Origin of the sequence: Mesorhizobium sp. M0195 (genome assembly GCF_040322115.1) — a bacterium.
Lineage (GTDB): Bacteria > Pseudomonadota > Alphaproteobacteria > Rhizobiales > Rhizobiaceae > Mesorhizobium.
This window is the reverse complement of sequence record NZ_JAMYSV010000028.1, coordinates 1-23306: the sequence shown is the minus strand read 5'-3', so window position 1 is coordinate 23306 and position 23306 is coordinate 1. Positions and strand designations below refer to the sequence as shown.

24 protein-coding genes and 5 pseudogenes are annotated in these 23306 nt (G+C 60.7%); 26 read left to right on the top strand and 3 right to left on the bottom strand.

Features of this window, described 5'->3' with window-relative positions:
- Positions 1–83 precede the first annotated feature (83 nt).
- The 18 genes and pseudogenes from fni to NKJ12_RS28845 all read left to right on the top strand — a co-directional run bounded on the left by fni (position 84) and on the right by NKJ12_RS28845 (position 17625).
- Positions 84–1133, top strand: coding sequence for a type 2 isopentenyl-diphosphate Delta-isomerase (gene fni / locus NKJ12_RS28930; protein ID WP_352646372.1), 1050 nt, complete (start codon positions 84–86; stop codon positions 1131–1133).
- Positions 1134–1190: 57 nt separating this feature from the next.
- Positions 1191–1605, top strand: a pseudogene (locus NKJ12_RS32360) (hypothetical protein); the annotation flags it as partial.
- Positions 1595–1921, top strand: a complete 327-nt coding sequence (locus NKJ12_RS28925; RefSeq protein WP_352565968.1) for a helix-turn-helix domain-containing protein — start codon at positions 1595–1597, stop codon at positions 1919–1921. The pseudogene NKJ12_RS32360 and the gene NKJ12_RS28925, both read left to right, overlap by 11 nt.
- A pseudogene (locus NKJ12_RS28920) lies at positions 1845–3150 on the top strand (type II toxin-antitoxin system HipA family toxin). The gene NKJ12_RS28925 and the pseudogene NKJ12_RS28920 overlap by 77 nt, the downstream one beginning before the upstream one ends.
- A gap of 474 nt (positions 3151–3624) precedes the next feature.
- Positions 3625–4518, top strand: coding sequence for a nitrogenase iron protein (gene nifH, locus NKJ12_RS28915; protein WP_352706820.1), 894 nt, complete (start codon positions 3625–3627; stop codon positions 4516–4518).
- A gap of 98 nt (positions 4519–4616) precedes the next feature.
- Entirely contained in the window at positions 4617–6119 is a 1503-nt protein-coding gene (nifD, locus tag NKJ12_RS28910; protein WP_352706817.1) for a nitrogenase molybdenum-iron protein alpha chain, read from the top strand.
- 129 nt (positions 6120–6248) lie between these two features.
- A complete protein-coding gene (nifK, locus tag NKJ12_RS28905) occupies positions 6249–7790 on the top strand; it encodes a nitrogenase molybdenum-iron protein subunit beta (protein ID WP_352706815.1) in 1542 nt (513 codons plus the stop codon).
- A gap of 55 nt (positions 7791–7845) precedes the next feature.
- Positions 7846–9336 (top strand): nitrogenase iron-molybdenum cofactor biosynthesis protein NifE, encoded by a 1491-nt coding sequence (nifE, locus tag NKJ12_RS28900; RefSeq protein ID WP_352706812.1) that lies wholly within the window; start codon positions 7846–7848, stop codon positions 9334–9336.
- 9 nt (positions 9337–9345) lie between these two features.
- Positions 9346–10728 carry a nitrogenase iron-molybdenum cofactor biosynthesis protein NifN gene (gene nifN / locus NKJ12_RS28895; RefSeq protein ID WP_352706810.1) on the top strand — a complete coding sequence of 461 codons (1383 nt, stop codon included), beginning with the start codon at positions 9346–9348 and terminating at the stop codon, positions 10726–10728.
- Complete coding sequence (gene nifX, locus NKJ12_RS28890; RefSeq protein ID WP_352706808.1) at positions 10694–11191, top strand: nitrogen fixation protein NifX; 498 nt, start codon at positions 10694–10696, stop codon at positions 11189–11191. The genes nifN and nifX overlap by 35 nt, the downstream gene beginning before the upstream one ends.
- An 18-nt stretch (positions 11192–11209) precedes the next feature.
- Positions 11210–11689 carry a NifX-associated nitrogen fixation protein gene (locus NKJ12_RS28885; protein ID WP_352706806.1) on the top strand — a complete coding sequence of 160 codons (480 nt, stop codon included), beginning with the start codon at positions 11210–11212 and terminating at the stop codon, positions 11687–11689.
- A gap of 108 nt (positions 11690–11797) precedes the next feature.
- Positions 11798–12502 carry a response regulator transcription factor gene (locus NKJ12_RS28880; RefSeq protein ID WP_502905751.1) on the top strand — a complete coding sequence of 235 codons (705 nt, stop codon included), beginning with the start codon at positions 11798–11800 and terminating at the stop codon, positions 12500–12502.
- Between the two features lie 107 nt (positions 12503–12609).
- On the top strand, positions 12610–13497 hold the full coding sequence (locus NKJ12_RS28875) for a universal stress protein (protein ID WP_352706803.1): 888 nt from the start codon (positions 12610–12612) through the stop codon (positions 13495–13497).
- Positions 13498–14824: 1327 nt separating this feature from the next.
- The gene (locus NKJ12_RS28870; RefSeq protein WP_352706801.1) at positions 14825–15973 is read left to right on the top strand and encodes a TlpA disulfide reductase family protein; all 1149 of its coding nucleotides are present in this window, start codon (positions 14825–14827) and stop codon (positions 15971–15973) included.
- Between the two features lie 350 nt (positions 15974–16323).
- On the top strand, positions 16324–16764 hold the full coding sequence (locus NKJ12_RS28860) for a DUF269 domain-containing protein (RefSeq protein WP_352706799.1): 441 nt from the start codon (positions 16324–16326) through the stop codon (positions 16762–16764).
- A gap of 53 nt (positions 16765–16817) precedes the next feature.
- Positions 16818–17021, top strand: a complete 204-nt coding sequence (locus NKJ12_RS28855) for a CCE_0567 family metalloprotein (RefSeq protein WP_352706796.1) — start codon at positions 16818–16820, stop codon at positions 17019–17021.
- Complete coding sequence (gene fdxB, locus NKJ12_RS28850) at positions 17018–17335, top strand: ferredoxin III, nif-specific (protein ID WP_352706794.1); 318 nt, start codon at positions 17018–17020, stop codon at positions 17333–17335. The genes NKJ12_RS28855 and fdxB overlap by 4 nt, the downstream gene beginning before the upstream one ends.
- A 41-nt stretch (positions 17336–17376) precedes the next feature.
- On the top strand, positions 17377–17625 hold the full coding sequence (locus tag NKJ12_RS28845) for an exopolysaccharide production repressor protein (protein WP_352706835.1): 249 nt from the start codon (positions 17377–17379) through the stop codon (positions 17623–17625).
- A gap of 123 nt (positions 17626–17748) precedes the next feature.
- Here the strand turns inward: NKJ12_RS28845 and NKJ12_RS28840 are convergent, their stop codons facing one another.
- The gene (locus NKJ12_RS28840) at positions 17749–17907 is read right to left on the bottom strand and encodes a hypothetical protein (RefSeq protein ID WP_352706792.1); all 159 of its coding nucleotides are present in this window, start codon (positions 17905–17907) and stop codon (positions 17749–17751) included.
- 259 nt (positions 17908–18166) lie between these two features.
- On the opposite strand from NKJ12_RS28840, the gene NKJ12_RS28835 reads away from it, so the two are divergent.
- The 4 genes from NKJ12_RS28835 (at position 18167) to NKJ12_RS28820 (ending at position 20690) form a co-directional block, all read left to right on the top strand.
- A complete protein-coding gene (locus NKJ12_RS28835; protein WP_352706789.1) occupies positions 18167–19429 on the top strand; it encodes an ATP-grasp domain-containing protein in 1263 nt (420 codons plus the stop codon).
- A 284-nt stretch (positions 19430–19713) separates the two neighbouring features.
- Positions 19714–20100, top strand: coding sequence for an ectoine synthase (locus NKJ12_RS28830; RefSeq protein ID WP_352706787.1), 387 nt, complete (start codon positions 19714–19716; stop codon positions 20098–20100).
- A gap of 2 nt (positions 20101–20102) precedes the next feature.
- Positions 20103–20273 (top strand): hypothetical protein, encoded by a 171-nt coding sequence (locus NKJ12_RS28825; protein WP_352706785.1) that lies wholly within the window; start codon positions 20103–20105, stop codon positions 20271–20273.
- A 111-nt stretch (positions 20274–20384) separates the two neighbouring features.
- Positions 20385–20690: a site-specific integrase gene (locus NKJ12_RS28820; protein ID WP_352706783.1), complete on the top strand. Its 306-nt coding sequence runs from the start codon at positions 20385–20387 to the stop codon at positions 20688–20690.
- Here the strand turns inward: NKJ12_RS28820 and NKJ12_RS28815 are convergent.
- Together NKJ12_RS28815 and NKJ12_RS28810 are read right to left on the bottom strand one after the other, a co-directional pair.
- A pseudogene (locus NKJ12_RS28815) lies at positions 20654–20851 on the bottom strand (transposase domain-containing protein); the annotation flags it as partial. The gene NKJ12_RS28820 and the pseudogene NKJ12_RS28815 overlap by 37 nt on opposite strands.
- Positions 20803–20949 carry a hypothetical protein gene (locus NKJ12_RS28810; RefSeq protein ID WP_352706780.1) on the bottom strand — a complete coding sequence of 49 codons (147 nt, stop codon included), beginning with the start codon at positions 20947–20949 and terminating at the stop codon, positions 20803–20805. The gene NKJ12_RS28810 and the pseudogene NKJ12_RS28815, both read right to left, overlap by 49 nt.
- Here NKJ12_RS28810 and NKJ12_RS28805 point away from each other — a divergent pair.
- The 4 genes and pseudogenes from NKJ12_RS28805 to istA form a co-directional block, all read left to right on the top strand.
- Positions 20929–21048: pseudogene (locus NKJ12_RS28805) on the top strand (hypothetical protein); the annotation flags it as partial. The gene NKJ12_RS28810 and the pseudogene NKJ12_RS28805 sit on opposite strands and share 21 nt — an antisense overlap.
- A gap of 100 nt (positions 21049–21148) precedes the next feature.
- Positions 21149–21346 (top strand): hypothetical protein, encoded by a 198-nt coding sequence (locus NKJ12_RS28800; RefSeq protein WP_352509784.1) that lies wholly within the window; start codon positions 21149–21151, stop codon positions 21344–21346.
- A complete protein-coding gene (locus NKJ12_RS28795; protein ID WP_352706778.1) occupies positions 21327–22208 on the top strand; it encodes a recombinase family protein in 882 nt (293 codons plus the stop codon). Before NKJ12_RS28800 ends, NKJ12_RS28795 begins: the two co-directional genes overlap by 20 nt.
- Positions 22209–22268: 60 nt before the next feature.
- Positions 22269–23306, top strand: a pseudogene (istA, locus tag NKJ12_RS28790) (IS21 family transposase); the annotation flags it as partial.

The window sequence follows — 23306 nt, the reverse complement described above, 5'->3', positions numbered from 1 at the left end:
GCGCGGGAGGCGGCGGCGTGCGCGCGCTGCCGTCGGTCCGATCCGACGCAACGCCGTCGCCCGATGAGACGGATGGAGCGAGCATGAGCGACACCGCCCTGAGCCGGCGCAAGGACGACCATCTGGACATCGTGCTGGATCAGCGAACGGCGCCGGCCACGGTCGCCGCCGGCTGGGAGTACATCCGTTTCGAACACTGCGCATTGCCCGAGTTGGACCTGACGCAGATCGACCTGCGCGCCTCGCTGCTGGGCAAGACCATGCGCGCGCCGCTGCTGGTCAGCTCCATGACCGGCGGCATGCCACGCGCCGAGGCCATCAACCGGCATCTGAGCGAGGCAGCGCAAGCCTTGGGGATCGCCATGTGCGTCGGTTCGCAGCGCGTGAGCCTGCAATCCCGCAACTCCCAGGGGCTGACGCGCACGCTGCGCCGCCTGGCCCCAGACATTCCCTTGCTGGCCAATATCGGCGCCGCGCAACTGCGCGAGGCCGACGGCCTGGACCTGGCGCGCCGGGCGGTGGATGCGCTGGAGGCCGATGGACTCATCGTCCATCTCAATCCGCTGCAGGAAGCGGTACAGCCGGAGGGCGACCGCGACTGGCGCGGCGTCCTGGCGCAGATCGCTCGCGCCGCGCGCAGCGTGGGCGTGCCGATCGTGGCCAAGGAAGTGGGGTCGGGCCTATCCGCCCCGGTGGCCTGTGCGCTCGTCGAGGCGGGCGTGGCGGTGATCGATGTCGCCGGCGCCGGCGGCACCAGTTGGGCCGCGGTGGAGGGCGAGCGCGCCCGCGATGCCGCCGACCGTGCAGTGGCGATGGCGTTCGCCGATTGGGGGATTCCGACCCCGGCCAGCGTGCAGGCGGTACGTCGGGCGCTGCCAAAGGTGAAGCTGATCGCGTCGGGCGGGATCCGCGACGGCGTCGACGTGGCCAAGGCCATCCGCCTGGGCGCGGACATCGCCGGGCAGGCGGCCGGCGTGCTGCGAGCGGCTACGGTATCCACCGAGGCGGTTGTCGCGCATTTCGAGATCGTCATCCGCCAGTTGGCCGTCGCCTGCTTCTGCACCGGCTCGGCTGATCTGGCGGCGTTGCGTCAGGCGCGCTTGTTGCCCTCGGCGCATCTGCCCGCCGGTTGATGCCAGCGTCGCCCGCACGTGGCGGCGGGCGCCTAGTCTTACTGAGTCAGAAAGGATGGAAAGCGCTACCGGGCTGGGCTTCGCCGTCGCCACCACTCTCGCCGAGTCGGCGGTGAACTCAGTCGTCGGGAAACGTATGGTCAAGAAGCAGCAGATGCGCTGGTCACTTCACGGTGCGCATATGCTCGTGCAGGTCCGGGCGGCGGAGATCAACGGCGAACTTCGCAACCGGCTTCGGGCGCCTTTCCGACAGCCAGAACTGAACGGGCCGCCAATGGCCTACGCGCTTTACCGTCTATCTCAGCTGCGCTGTCGATTATGTCCGCAGCCAGGGCATCGATATTCCCGCCGAGTTGCTCTCCCAGGTCGCACCGGTTCCTTGGGCTCGTATCGCACCCACCGGAGCAATGAGATACCTTTGCGTATCATCGCGCATTGGAATAGACCGTATGGGTATCATGATGGCATCTGAATCGGAAATTCTGCGCGAAATCGGTCGGCTTTTCAGGCAGGCGAGGCTGGCCGCTGCCATGACGCAGGAGCAGGTCGCTGATTTGGCGGGTATATCCCGTCCCCGCTATCGCGACATCGAAAAGGGAGCCGCAGCGGCGCGTGCGACGACGCTCATGAATATCGCTCGCGCACTCGGTCTGGAAATGATGATGGTTCCGCAAGTCATGGTGCCGGCTGTCCAGGCTCTATTGCGTCCGAATGATGATGACGATCGACCCGCTTTTGTTCCTCAACCTGACGATGACGATCATGGCTCCAGTTTTTCGCGCCGCTAAGACGATCCCGTCGCTGGACGTGCTCTTGAACGCACTGAAGGTCGGCACAATCGTTAGGACGCCGGGCGATTTCAATGCATTCAACTTCGATGAGGCCTACCGCGCGACGGGCGGCTTTCCGGTTTTCAGCCTGTCGTTCCGGGCAGCGACGGGAGGATTGCGGAAAGATCCGAAGCCTCTGGCGGGCGCCTTGCCCGCTTTCTTCGCGAACCTCCTGCCGGAGGAGAAATTGCGCGAGGCGATGGAAAAGCACCACGAAGGCATTGTCCGGCCAGGCAATGATTTCGATCTTTTAGCGGCGCTGGGCGCCGATCTGCCGGGAGCCGTACGGGCGTTGCCCAGTGACGGCGCGATAGCGGTTTCGCAGGATGCTTCAAAAGATAAGCCCAAGGCACGGTTCTCACTTGCCGGCGTGCAGATGAAGCTGTCGGTCATGAAGAACACTGGAACAGGCGGTGGCCTTACCTTGCCGATGGACGACGAGCAGGGCCGGTACATCGCCAAGTTCCCTTCGGCGGCGTTTCCGGGCGTTTCCGAGAACGAATTCGCCAACCTGGCGCTGGCTGCAGCGATCGGCATGGAGGTTCCTGAATGCGAACTGGTCGAGAAGTCCGATTTTGAGGGCGTTCCCGAAGAATTCAACACGCTGTCGGAGGGCAAGGTCCTTCTCGTCAAACGCTTCGATCGGCGCCGATGGCGAGAGGATACACATCGAGGATTTCGCTCAGGTCTTCGGTGTCTATCCCTCGCGCAAAAATGAGGGGGCCACTTATCACGACATAGCCTTGGCCCTTGGCGTAGCCGTCTCGCCTACGGCGGCTCTCGAATTCGTCCGCCGCCTGGTGCTGACGGTCATCACCGGCCATGGCGACATGCACCTGAAGAACTGGTCTTTGATTTATCCCGGCAACGGCGACAAGCCGGTGCTTGCACCAATCTACGACGTTCTGTCGACCGTGCCATATATTCCCGCCGACGCCATGGCGCTTTCGCTTGGAGGGGAGCGCTCGTTCAAGGCGCTAGCAGCACCGCGATGGAAAGCATTCGCGAACCGTGCAAGGCTTCCGGAGCCGGCAGTCCTGAAGGCAGTGGTCGAGACCGTCGAACTCGTCAACGAGCACTGGTGGCATCTGCCTGAGCGCGACGTTGTCGCGGCGAAAGTGCTCGAGCGGATCGACGAACATGTGAAGGCGATGACGCCGATACTGAACTCCTGCGCCGATAAGTGAGCCGAGCCTCTTGGGTTGATGCCGGATGATCGCCCGCAGCCCCGAATTGCTGGCGGTGGCTCGCAGGTATGCCAGCGTGGCGCAAGATTCCGCGCAGTGTCGATGAGGGCACGCGAGACCAAGCACGTCAGCTCGCCGGAACAGGAGAGTTCGCAGCATCCCGCAAAAACGCAAGAGGGTCGAGATGCTGTTCGCCCACCTCAACACAACGATGCGGTCCGAACGAATGCGTGACTGAGGATCGCGATCCGCCGCTTTGTGTCGCCATTGTCGGGTCCGCTACACGGCTTGTTCCGACGATCCTTTCTGCGGCTTCAAGCTAAATACCTGAAAAACAACCACAAAATTATTCTTCGATTCGACGAGCCAAATTGGCACGAGTCTTGAAACCTTGGGTGCGAGGCGGCGACAGCTGCCCGACCGGCATTCGTGTCGCGGCAGCCGCGATGAATGGAACGAAGGAAGGAAAGCTACATGTCAGGTTTGCGTCAGATCGCCTTTTACGGCAAGGGCGGCATCGGCAAGTCCACCACCTCCCAAAATACCCTCGCCGCCCTTGTCGACCTCGGGCAGAGAATCCTCATCGTCGGCTGCGACCCCAAAGCCGACTCCACCCGCCTGATCCTGAACGCGAAGGCGCAGGATACGGTCCTGCACCTCGCGGCAGAGGAAGGTTCGGTGGAAGACCTCGAACTCCAGGATGTGCTCAAGGTCGGCTACAAAGGCATCAAATGCGTGGAGTCGGGCGGCCCCGAGCCGGGTGTCGGCTGCGCCGGTCGCGGCGTGATCACCTCGATCAACTTCCTCGAGGAGAACGGCGCCTATGACGATGTCGACTATGTCTCCTACGACGTGCTCGGGGATGTAGTGTGCGGCGGTTTCGCGATGCCGATCCGCGAGAACAAGGCTCAGGAAATCTACATCGTCATGTCCGGCGAGATGATGGCGCTCTATGCCGCCAACAACATTGCCAAGGGTATCCTGAAATACGCTCATTCGGGTGGCGTGCGGCTCGGCGGCCTGATCTGCAACGAGCGCCAAACCGACCGCGAGCTCGACCTCGCCGAAGCGCTGGCTTCGAGGCTCAATTCCAAGCTCATCCACTTCGTGCCGCGCGACAACATCGTCCAGCACGCCGAGCTCAGGAAGATGTCTGTGATCCAGTATGCGCCGGACTCCAAGCAGGCCGGGGAATACAGGGCGCTGGCCGAGAAGATCCATAACAATTCGGGCCAGGGCACCATCCCCACCCCGATCACCATGGAGGAGCTCGAGGACATGCTGCTCGACTTCGGCATCATGAAGACGGACGAGCAGATGCTTGCCGAGCTTCAGGTCAAGGAAGCGGCGAAGGCGGCCGCACGGTAACGACCGCTACTGACTGGTGGCGCGGCCTGACGTGGCGCGCCTTTCAAAGAACGGCGCCTCGTTGGTGAGGCGTCACCCTGAACCTTGAAAGGGGTCTCATGAGCCTGGAATACGAGAATGACGGCGCCCTCCATGCGAAGCTTATCGAGGAGGTGCTGTCGCAATATCCTGACAAGGCGGCGAAGCGCCGCAAAAAGCACCTCAGCGTCGCAAAGAGCGGCGACGAGGCTGGCGAGGAAAGCGAGGTCCTTTCCGAATGCGAGGTCAAATCGAATATCAAGTCCATCCCCGGAGTGATGACGATTCGCGGCTGCGCCTATGCCGGCTCGAAAGGCGTGGTCTGGGGTCCAGTCAAGGATATGGTCCATATCTCGCACGGCCCGGTCGGCTGCGGGCAATATTCCTGGTCGCAACGCCGCAACTACTACGTCGGCACGACCGGCATCGACACGTTCGTCACGATGCAGTTCACCTCCGATTTCCAGGAGAAGGACATTGTTTTCGGCGGCGACAAGAAGCTGGAACGGATCATCGATGAGATCGAGGAACTGTTTCCGCTGAACAAGGGCATGAGTGTGCAATCCGAATGCCCGATCGGCCTGATTGGCGACGACACCGAAGCGGTGTCCCGCAACAAGGCCAAGGAGCACGAAAAGACGATCGTGCCGGTGCGCTGCGAGGGCTTCCGCGGCGTCTCGCAATCACTCGGCCACCATATCGCCAACGACGCGATCCGCGACTGGGTGTTCGAGAAGAAGGACGTCGAGTTCGAGGCCAGCCCGTACGATGTCAATGTGATCGGCGACTACAATATCGGTGGCGACGCCTGGGCTTCGCGCATCCTGCTCGAGGAGATGGGCCTGCGCGTGGTCGGCAACTGGTCGGGCGACGCTACGCTGGCCGAAATAGAGCGAGCGCCAAAGGCCAAGCTCAATCTCATCCATTGTTACAGGTCGATGAACTACATCTGCCGGCATATGGAGGAAAAGTATGGCATCGCCTGGATGGAGTACAATTTCTTCGGCCCCTCCCAGACTGAAGCCTCTCTGCGCAAGATAGCCAAGCATTTCGGACCGGAAATCGAGGCCAAGGCCGAGGCGGTCATCGCCAAATACCGGCCCCTGGTCGATGCGGTCATAGCCAAGTACCGGCCGCGCCTCGAAGGCAGGACGGTGATGCTCTATGTCGGCGGGCTGCGCCCCCGTCACGTTGTCACGGCATATGAGGACCTGGGCATGGTTATTGTCGGCACTGGCTACGAGTTTGGCCACAACGACGATTATCAGCGCACCGGCCATTACGTGAAGAAGGGCACGCTGATCTATGACGACGTGACTGGTTACGAGCTGGAGAAGTTCATCGAGGGGATCCGTCCTGATCTCGTGGGCTCCGGCATCAAAGAGAAGTACCCGGTCCAGAAGATGGGCATACCGTTCCGTCAAATGCATTCCTGGGATTATTCCGGCCCGTATCACGGCTACGACGGCTTCGCCATCTTCGCCCGCGACATGGATCTGGCCATCAACAACCCGGTCTGGGGCCTCTACGACGCTCCCTGGAAGAAAAAAGCCGAGCCGTCGGCGGCGATCGCAGCCGAATGAAAAACCTGGCCTCCCGGAAGCCGGGCGGCCGTTGAACGCCTGTGGCCCTTTGTCCGCGGGAGACCTGAAACGTTTCGACGTCCCTGTGCCGCCGTATGGCGCGGCCAGATGGAGAAGAGGTAACCATCCATGCCGCAGTCGGCTGAAAAAGTTCTCGACCATGCGCCCCTGTTCCGCGAGCCGGAATACAGGCAGATGCTCGCCGAGAAGAGGCTGAATTTCGAATGTCCGCACCCGGACCAGATCGTTACCGACCAACGCGAATTCACCAAGACGTGGGAATACCGCGAAAAGAACCTCGCTCGCGAAGCGCTTGTCGTGAACCCCGCCAAAGCCTGCCAGCCGCTCGGCGCGGTGTTCGCGGCCGCCGGTTTCGAGCGAACCATGTCCTTCGTCCACGGCAGCCAGGGCTGCGTGGCCTACTACCGCTCGCACCTGTCGCGCCATTTCAAGGAGCCTGCTTCGGCAGTTTCCTCCTCGATGACCGAGGACGCGGCAGTGTTCGGTGGCCTGAAGAACATGGTCGACGGGCTCGCCAACACGTACCAACTCTACGACCCGAAGATGATCGCCGTCTCGACCACTTGTATGGCGGAGGTCATTGGCGACGACCTGCACAGCTTTATCGAGAACGCCAAGGACGAAGGCTCGGTCCCGCGCGACTTCGACGTGCCCTTCGCCCACACGCCGGCCTTCGTCGGCAGCCATGTCGACGGCTATGACGTCGCGGTCAAGGGCATTTTGGAGCATTTCTGGAAAGGCGAGGAGCGAACGGAAGCCGAGGGAACCATCAACATCATTCCGGGCTTCGACGGCTTCTGTGTCGGCAACAACCGGGAACTCAAGCGCCTGCTTGATCTGATAGGCGTGTCTTATACCTTCATCCAAGACGCCTCTGACCAGTTCGACACGCCGTCCGACGGCGAATACCGCATGTATGACGGCGGCACGAAGATCGAAGACGTGAGAAAGGCACTCAACGCCGCGGCGACGCTGTCGCTGCAGCATTACAACACCCGCAAAACATTGGAGTATTGCGAGGGAGTCGGGCAGGCGACTGCCTCGTTCCATTACCCGCTCGGAGTCAAGGCTACCGACGACTTCCTGATGGAGGTCTCCGCGATTTCCGGCAAGCAAATCCCCGAGGCAATCCGCCTCGAGCGCGGCCGACTTGTTGACGCCATGGCGGACAGCCAATCCTGGCTGCACGGTAAGAAATACGCCATTTACGGCGATCCGGACTTTGTCTACGCCATGGCCCGCTTCATCATGGAGACGGGCGGCGAGCCGACCCATTGCCTCGCCACCAACGGCACCTCGGCGTGGGAAGCGGAGTTGAAGGAGCTGCTTGCATCATCGCCCTTCGGCAAGGGTGCTCAAGTCTGGGCGGGCAAGGACCTCTGGGCGATGCGCTCGCTGCTCTTCACCGAGCCGGTGGACCTGCTGATCGGCAACTCCTATGGCAAGTATCTGGAGCGCGACACGGGCACGCCGCTGATCCGGCTGACTTTTCCGATCTTCGATCGCCACCATCACCATCGCTTTGCACTCATGGGCTACCAAGGCGGGCTGCGCGTCCTGACGACGATCCTCGACCAGATCTTCGACAAGCTCGATCGCGAGACAAGCGAGACGGGCGTGACGGACTATTCGTATGACCTCACCCGCTAAGCGTGACGGTCGGCTTTGGCCGGTCGTCTTCCCGAGGACTTTGGAGACCGACGCAATGTCCTTGCTCAGAGCGAAAATCCAGGATGTCTTCAACGAGCCTGCCTGCGAGCAGAACCGCGGCAAGGATGCCAAGGCGCGCAAAAAGGGCTGTTCGAAGCCACTGACCCCCGGGGCGGCGGCCGGCGGCTGTGCCTTCGACGGCGCCAAGATCGTGCTGCAGCCGATCACCGACGTCGCACACCTGATCCATGCGCCGCTCGCCTGCGAGGGCAATTCCTGGGACAACCGCGGTGCGGCTTCGTCCGGGCCAACGCTGTGGCGTACAAGCTTCACGACCGACCTCACCGAACTCGATGTTGTGATGGGGCAGGGCGAGCGGAAGCTCTTCAAAGCGATCCGCGAGATCAAGGAAGCGTATGGGCCGCCGGCTATCTTCGTGTATCCGACCTGCGTGACGGCGCTGATCGGCGACGACATCGAGGCCGTCTGCAAGCGCGCGGCGGAAAAGTTCGGCCTGCCGGTGGTGCCCGTCAATGCGCCGGGCTTCGTCGGCTCCAAGAATCTCGGCAACAAGCTTGCCGGCCAGGCGTTGCTCGATCATGTCATCGGCACGGTGGAGCCCGACGATGCCGGCCCTTACGACATCAATATCCTTGGCGAATTCAACCTCTCGGGCGAATTTTGGCTGGTGAAGCCGCTCCTTGACCGGCTGGGCATCCGGGTGCGCGCCTGCATTCCGGGCGACGCGCGCTACCTCGACGTTGCCTCCGCGCACCGCGCCCGGGCGGCTATGATGGTGTGCTCGACCGCGCTCATCAATCTCGCCCGCAAGATGGAGCAGCGCTGGGATATTCCGTTCTTCGAGGGCTCCTTCTACGGCATCACCGACACCTCGGAAGCGCTCCGACAGATCTCTCAGCTGCTCGTGAAGAAGGGTGCCGATCCGGAGATGCTCGGCCGCACCGAGGCATTGATTGCAGATGAGGAGGCGATCGCATGGAAGAAGCTCGCGGCCTACCGGCCGAGGCTCGAAGGCAAGCGCGTGCTGCTCAACACCGGCGGTGTGAAGTCCTGGTCGGTCGTCCATGCGCTGATGGAGATCGGCATCAAGATCGTCGGCACCTCTGTCAAGAAGTCGACCGCCGGAGACAAGGAGCGCATCAAGCAGATCCTCAAGGACGACAACCACATGTTCGAGCAGATGACGCCGCGTGACCTTTACGCCATGCTGTCAGAACACAAGGCCGATATTATGCTGTCGGGCGGGCGCACGCAGTTCATCGCGCTGAAGGCCAAGACACCCTGGCTCGATATCAACCAGGAGCGCCAACATCCTTACGCCGGCTATGACGGCATGGTGGAACTCGTACGCCAGATCGACCTCGCCATTCATAACCCGATCTGGCGCCAGGTGCGGGAACCGGCACCATGGGATTGCCAGCCTGCGGTGAGGGAGGAACTGCCGAGCACGAAAAGCGAGACCGCGACCTTGCATGCTGTCCAGGAATTCGCCGGCACGACGGCCGACGATTTCGGTGAGTGTTGAGGAAAGCCGATGGTCCGCATCCTTCCCCAGACCAAAGCGGCGGCGGTCAATCCGCTGAAGTCATCGCAGCCGCTGGGTACCGCCCTGGCCTTTCTTGGCGTCGACGGCGCGATGCCGTTGTTCCACGGCAGCCAGGGGTGCACCAGCTTTGCGCTCGTGCTGTTCGTGCGGCATTTCAAGGAAGCCATCCCCTTGCAGACGACGGCGATGGACGAGGTGGCGACGATCCTCGGCGGGGCAGACCATCTGGAAGAGGCGATCCTCAATCTCAAGGCCCGCACAAAGCCAACGCTGATCGGGGTTTGCACCACGGCGCTGGTGGAAGCGCGGGGCGAAGACTGCGCAGGCGATGTCGCCAATATCAGGCTGAAGCGCAGGAAAGAACTCGCGGGTACGGAGGTGGTGCTAGCCAACACACCGGATTTCGACGGCGCGATCGAAGAGGGCTGGGCCAAGGCCGTCACCGCGATGATTGAAAGGATTACGCGGCCCGGCGAGCAGGCGCGGCAGTCGAAGAAGATCGTGATCCTGCCTGGCTGGAACCTCACTGTGGCTGACATCGAGCATTTGCGCGAGATGATTGAAAGCTTTGGACTGAAGCCCGTGATTCTGCCGGACGTCTCCGGCTCGCTCGACGGTACGGTGCCCGACCGCTGGATCACGACCACCTACGGCGGCACCAGCGTCGAGGATATCCGCGAGCTTGGCACGGCCGAGCAATGCATCGTCATCGGTGAGCATATGCGCCGCCCGGCCGAGCTGCTTCAGAGGTTGACCGGCGTGCCTTACGTGCTGTTCCGGTCGCTGACTGGATTGAAGGACGCCGACCGGTTCGTCTCTCTGCTATCTGCGGTTTCGGGCGCGGCGGCGCCGGCTGGGGTGCGCCGTCGCCGGGCGCAGTTGCAGGACGCGTTGCTCGATGGACATTTCCACTTTGGAGGCAAGAAAATTGCGATCGCTGCTGAACCAGACCAACTCTACCAACTCGCGAGCTTCTTCATCGGCATGGGCTCCGAAATCGCGGCGGCGGTCACCACGACCGACATGTCGAAAATTTTGGAGGAAGTACCGGCGCAGTCTGTTCAGATCGGCGATCTCGGCGATTTGGAAGCTCTTGGCGCCGGCGCTGATCTTCTCGTCACCCATTCCCATGGCCGCCAGGCGGCGCAGCGCCTCGGCATTCCGCTCATGCGGGTCGGCTTCCCGATCTTCGACCGGCTCGGCAGCCAGCACAAGCTCACAATCCTCTATCAGGGGACCCGCGACCTGATCTTCGAGGTTGCCCACATCTTTGAAGCCAACCGGCACGCGCCGACGCCTGAGGCGCTTGATCCACTCCGTAAGCGAGAAATGCCAGATGAGCTCCGTTCGTCGCCTCTCGCTCGTCACTGACGAGGTTCACACACAGACGCCGGAACGCCAAGCCGGCGCATTGCGCGTGGCGATCGCCACGCAGGACATGAAGAACCTCAACGCCCATTTCGGGTCGGCCAGGCGCTTTGCTGTCTACGACGTGATGCGCGAGGAGTGGAATCTCGTGGAAGCCGTGGCCTTCGATGACCTTTCCGACGAGAGCGGGAAGCATCGGACTGAGGGCGACGACCGCATCACCCCCAAGGTGGAGGCGCTGAAGGGCTGTCATCTCCTGTTTTGTCTGGCTATCGGGGGGCCTTCCGCAGCCAAGGTTGTTTCGGCAAAAATTCATCCGATCAAAGTGCCGCACCCCCAAACCATCCAAGAGGTGCTGTTGCGCACGCAGATGATGCTCAGGACGTGTCCTCCCCCTTGGCTGCGCAAGGTGCTGAGGCAGGCAGGTGTCGCCGAACAGAAACCGTCCTTCGAGGACGAGGACTGAAATGAGGAGTGGGCGGAAATGTCTGACGCCGTCGTTAGCCCTGCTGTCGCCGAAGACGAGGCGGCCCTTGCCACCCCGTTCGTGAAATGCCTCGTGCGGCTGGTCCGGGCTCATGATTCCCACGGGTCTTGGGAAGGCAAATCGGACGCCGAGCTGCTGGCCGACTTCATCATCACCAAGGAACAGCGCCGCGCGATCCCGATCATCGGCGATCCCGATCCGGACGTACTGTGGAGGCTCGAGATTTTTTACGCCGCCGTCGCGCTTGCGATCGAGGAACGCTCCGGCCTGATGGCATCGCCGATGATGGAGGTGAGCCATGAGGGCTTCGGGCGCGTGCTTCTCACGGCCGGGCGGTTGGTCGTTCTGTCGAAGACCCTGCGCGACGTCCACCGGTTCGGCTTCGAGACGTTCCGGAAACTCGCTGCGGCCGGTACCAAACTGGCCGGCGATGCGACCGCAGCCATTGAGGCTCATCCCGAGGTGGCGCGGGCGTGATGGAACCGATTTTCGATCAAGGGGATCATGTCAGGCCTTGAGGACATGCGATGGCCAGCCCTCTCAATCGAGGCTGTTGAGGCCGATGTGGTTCTTGGGGTAGCGCTGATGAAGCCACTGGTCCTGATCTGTTCGCAGGATCCGGAGTTCTATCTGGTCCACAGCCACATTCTGGAGGTGGACGGCTTCACGATTCAACTGGCCGGCGGCGTGGAGGAGGCGCTTGCATTGGCCAGTGAACGGGAGCCGAAGGCCGTGGTGCTGGACTGCCAGCCAACAAGCGCGACAGGCTCCACAATCTGCGCCCGGTTCAAGGGGGAGCCCCGGACCGGCGGCCTGCCCGTAATTGCGCTGATCGCGCCCGGCGCCGAGAACCAGCACCTGGATCTCTTGAAGGCTGGTATTGACGAGAGCTTTGTGCGGCCCTTCGCGCCGGCCAAGCTGCTCGACTGTCTACGGACGAAGCTGGCGCTGCCGAAGCCGGGTTCAAACGGGATTGAAAACGGCGGCTGGATCTCCTGTGGCGATCTTGAGATAAGGCTCGATGCCCACCGGGTTCGGGGTAATGGCCACGAAGTCCACCTTGGGCCGATCGAGTTCAACCTGCTGCGGCTTTTGCTTGAGAGTCCCGGCAAGGTCTTCACCAGAGACGAGCTGATCAGCGCGGCCTGGCCGGCCAATATCCATGTCGGTGTACGCACCGTTGATGTCCATATCAGCCGGCTCAGAAGGGCGCTGAAGGCGGCCTCCCCCTCCAGCGTCATTCGTACCGTCAGGTCGGCCGGCTACTCGCTCGAGTGGCCGGACGGCTGAATAGATAACCGATGTGGTGCCACTCCGCATTTCCGCGGTGCTGAGGGCAAGTCTTGCGGCTTCGAAACGCGCCTACAGCTACGACATACTCTAAAAAAGGCAGTCAAATGGCTTTCAGAAGCGTACTCAGTGTGACGGGAGCTGACCACTCCGATCAGGATGTCAGAACAGCTGCCAGCTTGTGTGCCGAAGTCGGCGCGTATCTTTCCGTACTGGTGATGTCGCCTCCGCCGCTCGCTGTGTCGCCTCCGCCGCTGGGCGATGGCATTCCCGAGTGGCCTGGACAACGCGCACACGCAATTGCCGCACTGGAAAAACGGTATAGGCAAATCGAGAGATTTTCACAGGACATGGCCAACCTGGAAAAGACATCCAGGGAAATTCACAAACTGCTGAGAGCCACGTGGCGCTGCTATGATGTCGATACCGAACACTGCGACAAGGCTGGCGTCGGTGACGCGGTACGACAGCGGGCGCTCTGCACCGACCTGACAATCATCGGCCCCGCACTCTTAACGACACTCGTCTCGGGCCTCTTGTTATCAATCGGCAGCTTGTTCGATACGGGAAAGCCGGTGCTTGTCGTGCCGGAGGGCGCTGAGCCGACTCTGTCTCCACGGCGCGTGCTCGTCGGCTGGGATTCGCGAGTCGAGGCGTCCCGTTCGGTTCGGGAAGCGCTAGATCTGCTGTCCGGTGCTGAGGAAGTTCGTGTCGCCCTCGTCGATCCCGAGGCGACCTGCAGCGGAAGCGGCGCCGAGCCGGGAGCCGACATCGCTGCCTATCTCACTCGGCATGGTGCTCGAGTGTTGGTCGACCGGCTGCCGAGCGCCGGCAAACCGGTGCCCACGGTGCTCGCGCAGCACGCAATCGACACGTCTGCCAACATGATTGTCATGGGTGCCTATGGCAGCCGCCGGCTGCGCGAGCGGCTCTTCGGTGGCGTGACAAGATGGATAGTTGGCAAGCCGCCATTGCCGCTGTTTTTGGCTCGCTGACGGGTTTTGAAGCAGCACCGATGCTGTTCGAAGCTCTACCCCCGGGTCACCTATCCTGATGCCAAGTCGGAGGAAGATCGCGCAAAGCGCAACTTTCGCGAAGCTCGAATCTGCAAGCGCCGTCGCCGAGACATCCCGGACGTCTCTAACGCGCGCTCGGGGGTTCTCCTCGCCCGAGATGATCCGTAACGCGGAGCCCAATGGCCGCGCAGAGGTACAGGCGCTCCTCAATGCACTCAAAACCACCGCTTTAGGTCGGCGTCAGGTCGAGAAGAGAGTCGCTTCAGCGCGGCAGGCCGCGTTCGGACCGTAGCCGCATCGTATTGGCGTTATCACGATTTCCCTCACACTGGCCGGGAGCTGACCACCGCAAGAGTGGCAAGGCACCGACCTTCGAGTTGGGACGGCCGGGCTCTTGCCGCGTCGGCGCGAACGATGGCATCAATCGCCTTGTTATCTCTTGGATGGTAGCCCGGGTTAGTGGCGGACAGCCGCATCTCCAGCGTTTCCCGTTGGTCCGGCCCAACCTGCGTGGCGACCGAGCGGTCTTCGGGTTTGCAATTCCGCCAACGCTCACGTCGCGCCGCGAGGTCCCGTTGCACCTGAGCACCAGGAACACAGAAGATAAACACAAAGCAGGAATCCGCAGAGTTCACCGCCGGCACAGGCCGGCACTCATCCTGGCCTCTTCCGCCATGATCATTATCGTCGTTCTGAGGAGCAGTATTGGCGAGCTACAGCTGGACCGGCTTCGGTCGTGAAGAACTCCCATGACGCCAGCCCAGGAATTCAATCGCAAGGTGGGCGAGGGGGCACAGACTGCGCTCGGATGGAGCGGCCCCTTGCAATCGCAAATGGCGAGATCGCTACCGCCTCCGGACCGGAACGGCAAGACGCTCAAGCCGGTGGCGTGAAGCGGACGATGATGACGAGCCTGACGGTAGCCAACACAGTCATGATGTCCATCGGCCTCGTCCCTCGGCCCGGATGCATATTGAGTGGTCCGCGCCACGCTTTTCTGCCGACGCGAAGCGCGTGATGCTTGTCGAAAACCTGACAGCATCAGAAAACAGGTCGCGTTCAATACAACCGGCCATCTTGGCATTTGGAGGCTTTTTCTAGCAATTCATGCGCTTACTGCCCGCTGATGGCGTTGGCACGGCCTTTGCGAATTGAGATTCAGCAACACTGAGTGAAGGCTGACTGCACGCAGATGCGCAATACGAGCGATGCTCTCCCTTCGTTGAACCCTCGTGCCCCGTCTCAAAGGGGGAACAAGCTTGCGCATAAGGTCACGTAACCTTTGGCAACAGCTTTGGAGAGCAAAATGATGTTGCGGATGGGGTCACCGGCTCCTTCGATCAAAGTGGAGGACTGGCTGCGTGGCGAGCCCCTTGCGAACTTCCAGCCCGGCAAAGTCTATATCGTCGAATTTTGGGCAACTTGGTGCGAACTATGTGTGGCGGAGATGCTCGAGCTGATGCGGCTCCAGGAAAAATACAAGGACGGCGGACTTGAGGTCGTCGGCGTCGCGGCTGATGAAGACGCTCCAACGGCCGTTGAGGCTCGAACCAAGTTGGACGCGTCGTTGACCGAAAAGTGCTCGAACCTGAACTTTCGGATCGCGTTCGACTACACAGGCGAAATGAACAAGCTTTGGATGGAACCCAGCTTTTCTGTCGGGATTCCGACCTCGTTCGTGGTCGACCGAGACGGCCACATCGCCTTTATCGGTCATCCGACGGAACTCGATGAGGTCTTGCCGAAAGTGCTTAACGGCAGCTGGCGCACCAGCGATCAAGCGAAATCCGCCGATACGGAGCGGATCGCCAAAAACGAACCCATGGCGCGCGAACAAGCGTTGAAGAAGCCGATCAATGACAGATTTTGGGCGGCGGTGAAGACAGAGGATTGGAAGACGGCGCTCTCGGCGATCGAAGAGGGCATTGCCTTGTTGCCGGACAACCTCAATTTCCGCCTGGCTCATGCGAATCTGGTGCTTCACAAAATGCACGACATGTGGACCGGCTTGCCCCTCATGCACCAATTGGTTCGCGACGCGATCGACAGAAACTCCGAGGACTGGATGATCGCGGCGCTAGACCAACTCTTCCATCCGAACCTTGACCATTCGCGCTTTCCGTCTCCTGAGCGCTTCGCGATAGGCAAAGAGCTGTCCGAACACGTGCTGGCACTGAATCCCCCGCAAGGCGACAGCCCAAAGTTTTGGTCTTATCCGGCGGTCGCTCGGTATTATCATCAGAGCGGCAACAAAAATCGCGCGATCGAGTTGGTCGAGCTGGCACTGAAGTCGCTGGACGGTCCGGAGCCTATCCCTGACGAACTGAAAGAGCACCTTCTACCGGAGTTGCTACAGGCCTTGGCCAACTACAAGGATGAAAAGGTTTGTCACGGCGCTCTCTGCGCGGCACCGCAAAAGAATTTTTTGCCGAAGGTGTCAAAGCGCCCCCCGTAAAAGGGGGTGATGGTTGGAATGTGTACTGGCCAATTCGTCCATTTCCCTGGCGCGGCCGCAGCAAGTCGGTTCCATGCAGCACAGTGTGGATCGCTTGCAGCGGGTTCGAGGCTCCAATCTTGCGATGACCTCCGGCCGCATCACGGCGGAAGCGATGCTCGACGCGAATTCCGGCCGGGGTGGAAGACCTCGCAGTCGAGGACGTGTTCAAGGTCGGCCACTGGGACATCGATTGCGTGGAATCGGCCGCCCCGAGCCGGGCGCCGGCTGCGCAATTGTGGCCGAAGTAGGCGTCCCCGAAAAAAGAAATCGTCCATCGAGGAAGAGGACTGCAATGAGGAGAATATGAAATGCCTGAAGCCGCGGTCAGCCCTGCTGTCAACGAGGACGAGGCGGCGCTTGCCACCCCGTTCGTAAAATGCCTCGTGCGGCTGATCCGTGCTCAGGAGTCCTACGGCTCATGGGAAGGCAAATCGGACGCCACGCTGCTGGCCGACTTCATCGTCACGAAGGAACAACGTCGTGCACTCCCCACCATAGGGGATCCCGATCCGGCCGTGCTGTGGAGGCTCGATATGTTCTACACCGCCGTGGGGCTTGCGATCGAGGAGCGCTCCGGCCCGGTGACATCGCCAATGATGGAGATGAAACCCATGGGGGCTTCGGACGATTGCTTTTCACGGCCGGGCGGTTGGTCGCTCTGTCGAGACATCCACCGGTTCGGCTTCGAGACGTTCAGGAAGCTCGGAGGCCGGTACGAAACTGGTCGACGATGCGACTGCAGCCATTGAAGCCTATCCCGACGTGACACGGGCGTGAAGAAACAGATTTCGAGGAAGGATTTATGTCAAAGCTAGATGAGATGGGGAAGAAAGTCCGAAAGCTTCAGCTGCGCGCGGCAATTGCCAAGATGAAATTGCGCGACCTTGCAGAGAATCTCCCGGGAAAATGGACGGAGATAGAGGAAGTTGCCCAACAAACGTCGGCCGTTTTTGCCGAGTTGGATGGTGCCAAGAGAGCGCTCGCTGCAATGAAGAAGTTACGATGACGAGCACATTTATCACCCGCGACGGCTCCGGATGGGTACCGGAATATCTCACCGCTATAGACGGCACGACCTGCATCGGCTGCGGCCGCTGTTTCAAAGTCTGCTCTCGCGAGGTCATGCATCTTTACGGCGTCGATGACGCGGGTGAAATCCTCGGCGCCTGCGACGGTGAAGACGACGATTTCGACGGCGAGCTCAATCGCATGATCATGGTCGTCGACCATGCCGGCCGCTGCATTGGCTGCGGAGCCTGCGCCCGCGTCTGCCCGAAGAACTGCCAGACCCATGTTGCGGCCGACCAGGTCGCAGCATGATCTGAGGAGACAAAACTAGGAGAACGGCGTTGCCCTTTAGAATGTTTTGTCGCGTCCTGGGGCTGGTGCTGTGCAGCACCGCGCTGACTGTCTACTTCGCTTCTCATTCCATCGGCACAGTAGTCGTCACGACGCTGGCTTGTTTGCTGCTCCTTCAGTTGGCCTATTTCGGTAGCGTGCTCTTTCTGATTTGGCGGTCTGGCTGCGCTAGCAGAGCTCGCCAAGGGCTGGGCATGCATTTCATTTCGGTCGTTACAAGGAAGGCGGATACCAGCCGCCAGACAACGTGAGGTGAGAATCAAACTTGAGACGTGCCTCTGCTCGTTCTGACGGGCGGGATATCGCTGCTCCATCGAGGCGGGGTGACAAGTCAGAACTCGGCTGGAGTGCGCGCCCCTGAGGGTGGACAGTGATCAGGCTGCTGTTTTGCCAGTCTGCCGGATGTGTTGATCCTCGCACTGCTGCGGGCTCAGATAGCCGAGCGCCGAATAGAGCCTGCTGTCGTTGTAGACGTCCTCGATGATGAAGCGGGGAAGGTGTTCAGTCACGTCGTCGAAGGTTTCGAAAGTCATCGGGTAGCGCTTCTTTGACAACCCACCCCGCGTGTGACCGACACAGCGTTCTCACCGGCCATTTCCCTGCGACTTAACAAGAAAACTTTGCGACATGGCCCAAAAAGATCCTTCAACCAAATTTACACAATCTTCACGACCGCTGATCGCCCACAACGACTAAGTTTACCACAAGTCTGAGATCAGGCACGGCTGAAAAAGCCGAGGCCAATTTTACGTCTCGGATCGCCGCCCAGCACGCAACGGAGGGTCACCGCGAATGGCAAAAAGAGCGCTCATCCTGGTTGAAGGCACAAGGAGCAATGGTCTGCTCTACGTAAAAGCAGCCCAGCGTCTTGGGCTCCATCCAATTACCCTATCGGCTGATCCAGATGGCTACGACTATCTTGCGGCGGAAGCAATTGAGGCAATCCGTGTCGATACATGCAATCTGGATGCGCTGGTCCACGAATGTTCCCGGCTGGGTGCAACCTATGACATTGCTGGTATTACGAGCGCCTACGAGGCGGTCTATGCGACAGTTGGCAAGCTCTGCCGGCATTTCGATCTACCCGGACCGAACCCAGCATCGATTGAACAATGCTGCGACAAATTCGCTCAGCGTCAGCTCTTGGCCAAGGCCGGCGTTCCGATGCCTACTTATCGCCTCGCAAGCGATGCTACGGAGGTTGAAAGCTCTGTTGCCGAGATCGGGCTGCCAGCGGTTGTTAAGCCAGCCGTAGGCAGCGGCAGCCGCGGTGTCCGACTGTGCCGAGACGTCGATGAATTGGTTGAACATACGGCCTATTTATTCGGCGGGGAGTATACATGGCGGTCTTCGCCGAGAATACTGATTGAAGAATTCGCGCAAGGCCCCAGCTACACTGCTCAAATAATGGGCAATGAGATCATTGGGATTACTGGCAATCGCTTCGGTCCGCCGCCGCATTTTGTCTATAGTGAATTCACCTACCCAGCTGTGCTGACGGATGACGATCATATGCGGATCGTCGATGTTTCTCTAAGCTGTTTGCGAGCTCTCGGCCTTGGCTGGGGGCCAACGAACATTGAATTTCGGTGGTCAAAATGTGGCCCAGTCGTCATTGAGGTCAATCCTCGTCTTGCCGGTTGGGATCCTCAGCTGGTTCAGCTGGCGCACGGTATCGATCTCGTTGGCGAGCACATCAAGATTGTCATCGGTGACGAATGGAATTTGGGCAGAAGGCATTCGCAGACTGCGGCCACCCGCTTTCTTGTCCCTGATGGCGATGGCATCCTCGATTCAATCGAGGGCGTCAGCCGGGCTGCTGCCGTACCGGGTGTCGCCGAGGTGAGACTGTATGTTAAACCGAAGACGCCGTTCGTCAGGAAAGGCAATCACCTAGACTGTATCGGACATGTCACCGCCGCTTCCCCCAGCTTTGCTCAGACAAAGTTCATCCTTCAGCGTGCGGTCGATTTAGTCAATTGGTCGATCACACCACTTCCGACCCTCGGCGGAACAGGCTGCGGTCCCATACTCCCCGCCCACTATCGGCGGTAGCACCAGATAAGAGGTTATCGTCGCCAAAGATTGGTGCAGTTGAGTGCACGACAGGCGCGATTGATGTCGGCATGTTTCACGAGGTATTCGGTACGCGCAATCAGCCAGCGTGTCGCGATCCCGGGAATGCAGGGGACGGTGATTCGCCTCAGTCCTCGGCTTCAGGGACTCCGCTTCAGCGGCAATGCGCTCGAAGTAAGCCGACAGGTAGCAGAAATGAACCTTCCTCAACCTGGTTGAACTCGCACTGCCGATATTGTTAAGCCTCTTATACGGAGAACACCATGTTCGTACGCAGCCTGAAAGATGTTGAAGCCACAGATCACTTCGTTGAGTGGGGTAATGGTACCAGCCACCGTCTTCTGACGAAAAAGGACGGAATGGGCTTTACCGTGTGTCACACTGTAGTGCGCGCCAACACCGTCTCACTGCTTCAATACCGCAACCACCTGGAGGCATGCTATTGCATTGCGGGGGAGGGCGAGATCGAGGACATGGATGGCAATGTCTTTCCCATTCGCAAAGGCGACATCTACGTGCTTGATAAGCATGACGAGCACTATTTGCGCGGGAGCCGGGACAAGGATCTGGTTCTCGTCAGCATCTTTAATCCCCCGCTCAAGGGCACCGAGCGCCACAACATCAATGACGGGTCAAGCTCAGCCTATTGAAGATGAATAAACAGCAGGTTTGTGAGAACATGGCGGCGCTCTCGACCTATGTCGGCCACGCCAAGATTTCCGATACTTATTGGTATTTGACCGGCGTCCCGGAACTCATGGCGGTCGCTGGCAAACGGTTCGAGCTGTTCGCCTCTACGGTTGGAGGGGGTCATCATGACTGACCCCAAGCTGGCATCGTCCTTCCCCATCCTGCTGCAACGCTTTTTCGTCGAGCATCTGGGCAATCAGCGGGCCGTCAGTTCGCGCCCGCCTACCGCGATACCTTCCGATTGTTGCTTGACTTCGCCGAGGCGACGATTGGAAAGGCGCCCACCCGGCTGACCCTGGCCGACCTCGATGCGCAGTTGATCCTGAGCTTCCTCGACCACTTGGAGAAGGAGCGGAGCAACGGCGCCCGTACTCGCAAAGCCCGCCTGGCGGCACTTCGCTCTTTCCTTAAGTATGCCGCCCACTACGATCTAACCGCGCTGCCCGTCATCGAACAGGTGCTGGCCATTCCGATGAAACGGTTCGACCGGCCGGTCCTGGGTAAGCGCTGTTCTCAGGCCACGGCCTCGAGCTCCGGGGCCCGGATGTAGGCCCATGGCAGCAGATCATCGATCTGGCTGTTGGGGTGGCCGTTGACGATCCTGGTGAGGACATCAGCAAGATAGCCGAGCGGCTCGACACCGCTGAGTTTGCAGGTTTCGATCAGCGACCCGATGACGGCCCAGTGCTCGGCGCCACCGTCGGAAGCAGCGTCATAATGCCGGGAATCCGGGCTTCGACGTTGTCGTCACCTATCCATTCCATCCGTTGGTTGGGCAGACCGTTGCGGTGGTCGGTGAGCATGATCATGACGGCATCCGCCACCTTTTGGTTCGGCAGCCGCACGGCGGAAGCTTCCATCTTCCGGACTGGATGGCCGCCCCACAGGCCAGTTCGGTTGCGATCGTTGCCGCGCCCCGACTTTCGCTCACACACCTCCTCGAACTTCGCGCACTTCTCGATCATCTCGTAGGCTCTCTTCCAAGAGACTCGATCTCCGGAGGAGGACATGCCGATGAAGAATCCGCTGCGCACCCAACTGGATTTGTTTGTGCCCACCATACCGCCGGCCAAGATGTCGGGCGAGGAACGCGTAAAGGCGGTGGTGCTGTTGCAGTCTCTACTCGTCGAAGCAGCGTCCGTGCCGGGCGTCGGACTGTCGATCCCGAACCGGAAGGAGGCGGGTGATGAGCAAGATTACCGCTGAGCACCTTTGCCGCAGCGCCATCATCTACATCCGGCAATCAACGTCCTACCAGGTCGTAAACAACCTTGAGAGCCAGCGTCGCCAATATGGCCTAGCTGAGCGGGCTCGGCAGTTGGGTTGGGATGATGTGCAAATCGTCGATGACGATCTCGGCCGATCCGGCGCCGGCACGGCTCGGCCCGGCTTTGAGAAGCTGTTGGCGGCCATCTGCGAAGGTCGTGTCGGAGCGGTCGTCTCGCTGGAGGCGTCGCGGCTGGCGCGCAACGGCCGTGACTGGCACACCTTGCTTGAGTTCTGCGGGTTGGTCGGGACATTGATCGTAGATGAAGATGGCGTCTACGATCCGCGTCTGATCAACGATCGTCTGCTGCTTGGCATGAAGGGCACGATGAGCGAGATGGAGCTTTCGGTATTCCGGCAGCGCTCCATCGAGGCGCTCAGGCAGAAGGCGCGCCGGGGGGAACTTCTGCTGACTGTGGCTGTCGGCTATGTCAAAGCGGATGATGGGCAGCTCGACAAGGATTCGGATCGTCGTGTCCAGGACGGCATTGCTCTGGTGTTCCGCAAGTTCGCCGAGTTGCAGTCGATCCGGCAGGTTTTGCTCTGGTTCCGGCAGGAGCAAGTTCTAGTTCCGGCCGTCGTTCAGGGCCGCGGCAAACACGCGATTGAATGGAAGGTGCCGGTCTATCACACGCTGCACCACATGCTGACCAATCCGGTCTATGCCGGCGCCTACGCATTTGGCCGGCGCGGAACGCGCGTTGTAATCGAAGGCGGCCGCAAGCGCGTGATGCGTGACAGCATGCGCCGGAACTGGAAGGACTGGGAGGTTTTGATCCGCAGCCACTGTCGGCCGAATTGAGAAACTGACCCCCTGACGAAATGAAGAACTGACCCCCCTCGGTTATGAGAGGAGGCATGGATGACGGTTGAGATTTCGGCGATTCCTGCATTGTCGAGAACGATGCAGGGAGAGGAGATGCTTCAGGCTGAAGAAGTGGCAGCGATGCTGCGGCTGCATGAGCTTGGCTGGGGAGCGAAGCGACTTGCGAAGGAATTCGGATGCGCGCGCAACACGGTGCGTCGGTATCTGCGCGAGGGCGGGACTTTTCCGTTTCGCAAGCCTGTGCGGCGGACCGCGTTTGACGGGCTGGACGATTGGCTGCGAGAGCGCTTCTTCCGCCATGGCGGCAACGCCGATGTGGTGCGCCAGGAACTGGAGAGCGAACATGGGATCGTTATAGGGCTTCGGTCGGTGGAGCTTCGGGTGCAGGGTTGGCGTCGGGAGTTGAGGGCGCAGAAGCGCGCGACGGTTCGGTTTGAGACGGCGCCCGGACATCAGATGCAGATCGACTTTGGCGACACGCGGGCGTGGATCGGCGGCGAGCGTGTTCGGGTGCACCTGTTTGTGGCGACGCTGGGTTACTCGCGTCGGCTGCATATCCGTCCCTCGCTTCGGGAGCGCCAGGCGGACTGGTTCGAGGGGATGGAAGGAGCCTTCCTTCGCTTCGGCGGGGTTCCAACGGAAGTGCTGTTCGACAATCCGAAGGCGCTGGTCGAACATCACGATGCGACGACGCGGGAGGTGCGGTTCAATGTGAGGCTGCACACCTTTGCCCGCTACTGGGGATTTACGCCGCGGGCTTGTGCGCCCTACCGGGCGCGTACGAAGGGGAAGGACGAACGCGGGGTCGGCTATGTCAAGCGCAATGCGATTGCCGGCCGCCGGTCGAGAACTGGGCGGCGTTCGAGGCGCATCTGGACCGGTGGACACGCGAGATTGCCGATCAGCGTGTGCATGGCACGACCGGCGTGGCTCCTGCGGAGCGCTTTGCCGAAGAAGCCATGGCGCTTCGCCCTCTGGGCGGACGGGCACCGTTTGGGCAGCTGCGGGATCTCGTGCGCAAGGTCCAGGCGGACTGCGCAATCGACCTGGACACGAACAGTTACTCGGTTCCCT

What these genes read in the sequence shown, in the direction of transcription:
- NKJ12_RS28925 (WP_352565968.1), top strand. Translation starts at nt 1,595, where the DNA reads ATGGCATCTGAATCGGAAATTCTGCGCGAAATCGGTCGGCTTTTCAGG.
- NKJ12_RS28800 (WP_352509784.1), top strand. Translation starts at nt 21,149, where the DNA reads ATGCCGATGAAGAATCCGCTGCGCACCCAACTGGATTTGTTTGTGCCC.
- NKJ12_RS28825 (WP_352706785.1), top strand. Translation starts at nt 20,103, where the DNA reads ATGAATAAACAGCAGGTTTGTGAGAACATGGCGGCGCTCTCGACCTAT.
- NKJ12_RS28875 (WP_352706803.1), top strand. Translation starts at nt 12,610, where the DNA reads ATGGCTTTCAGAAGCGTACTCAGTGTGACGGGAGCTGACCACTCCGAT.
- fdxB (WP_352706794.1), top strand. Translation starts at nt 17,018, where the DNA reads ATGACGAGCACATTTATCACCCGCGACGGCTCCGGATGGGTACCGGAA.
- nifX (WP_352706808.1), top strand. Translation starts at nt 10,694, where the DNA reads ATGAGCTCCGTTCGTCGCCTCTCGCTCGTCACTGACGAGGTTCACACA.
- NKJ12_RS28810 (WP_352706780.1), bottom strand. Translation starts at nt 20,949, where the DNA reads ATGATCATGCTCACCGACCACCGCAACGGTCTGCCCAACCAACGGATG.
- NKJ12_RS28840 (WP_352706792.1), bottom strand. Translation starts at nt 17,907, where the DNA reads ATGACTTTCGAAACCTTCGACGACGTGACTGAACACCTTCCCCGCTTC.
- NKJ12_RS28845 (WP_352706835.1), top strand. Translation starts at nt 17,377, where the DNA reads ATGTTTTGTCGCGTCCTGGGGCTGGTGCTGTGCAGCACCGCGCTGACT.
- NKJ12_RS28830 (WP_352706787.1), top strand. Translation starts at nt 19,714, where the DNA reads ATGTTCGTACGCAGCCTGAAAGATGTTGAAGCCACAGATCACTTCGTT.
- nifN (WP_352706810.1), top strand. Translation starts at nt 9,346, where the DNA reads ATGGTCCGCATCCTTCCCCAGACCAAAGCGGCGGCGGTCAATCCGCTG.
- NKJ12_RS28870 (WP_352706801.1), top strand. Translation starts at nt 14,825, where the DNA reads ATGATGTTGCGGATGGGGTCACCGGCTCCTTCGATCAAAGTGGAGGAC.
- NKJ12_RS28855 (WP_352706796.1), top strand. Translation starts at nt 16,818, where the DNA reads ATGTCAAAGCTAGATGAGATGGGGAAGAAAGTCCGAAAGCTTCAGCTG.
- fni (WP_352646372.1), top strand. Translation starts at nt 84, where the DNA reads ATGAGCGACACCGCCCTGAGCCGGCGCAAGGACGACCATCTGGACATC.
- NKJ12_RS28860 (WP_352706799.1), top strand. Translation starts at nt 16,324, where the DNA reads ATGCCTGAAGCCGCGGTCAGCCCTGCTGTCAACGAGGACGAGGCGGCG.
- NKJ12_RS28880 (WP_502905751.1), top strand. Translation starts at nt 11,798, where the DNA reads ATGAAGCCACTGGTCCTGATCTGTTCGCAGGATCCGGAGTTCTATCTG.
- NKJ12_RS28795 (WP_352706778.1), top strand. Translation starts at nt 21,327, where the DNA reads ATGAGCAAGATTACCGCTGAGCACCTTTGCCGCAGCGCCATCATCTAC.
- nifD (WP_352706817.1), top strand. Translation starts at nt 4,617, where the DNA reads ATGAGCCTGGAATACGAGAATGACGGCGCCCTCCATGCGAAGCTTATC.
- nifE (WP_352706812.1), top strand. Translation starts at nt 7,846, where the DNA reads ATGTCCTTGCTCAGAGCGAAAATCCAGGATGTCTTCAACGAGCCTGCC.
- nifK (WP_352706815.1), top strand. Translation starts at nt 6,249, where the DNA reads ATGCCGCAGTCGGCTGAAAAAGTTCTCGACCATGCGCCCCTGTTCCGC.
- nifH (WP_352706820.1), top strand. Translation starts at nt 3,625, where the DNA reads ATGTCAGGTTTGCGTCAGATCGCCTTTTACGGCAAGGGCGGCATCGGC.
- NKJ12_RS28835 (WP_352706789.1), top strand. Translation starts at nt 18,167, where the DNA reads ATGGCAAAAAGAGCGCTCATCCTGGTTGAAGGCACAAGGAGCAATGGT.
- NKJ12_RS28885 (WP_352706806.1), top strand. Translation starts at nt 11,210, where the DNA reads ATGTCTGACGCCGTCGTTAGCCCTGCTGTCGCCGAAGACGAGGCGGCC.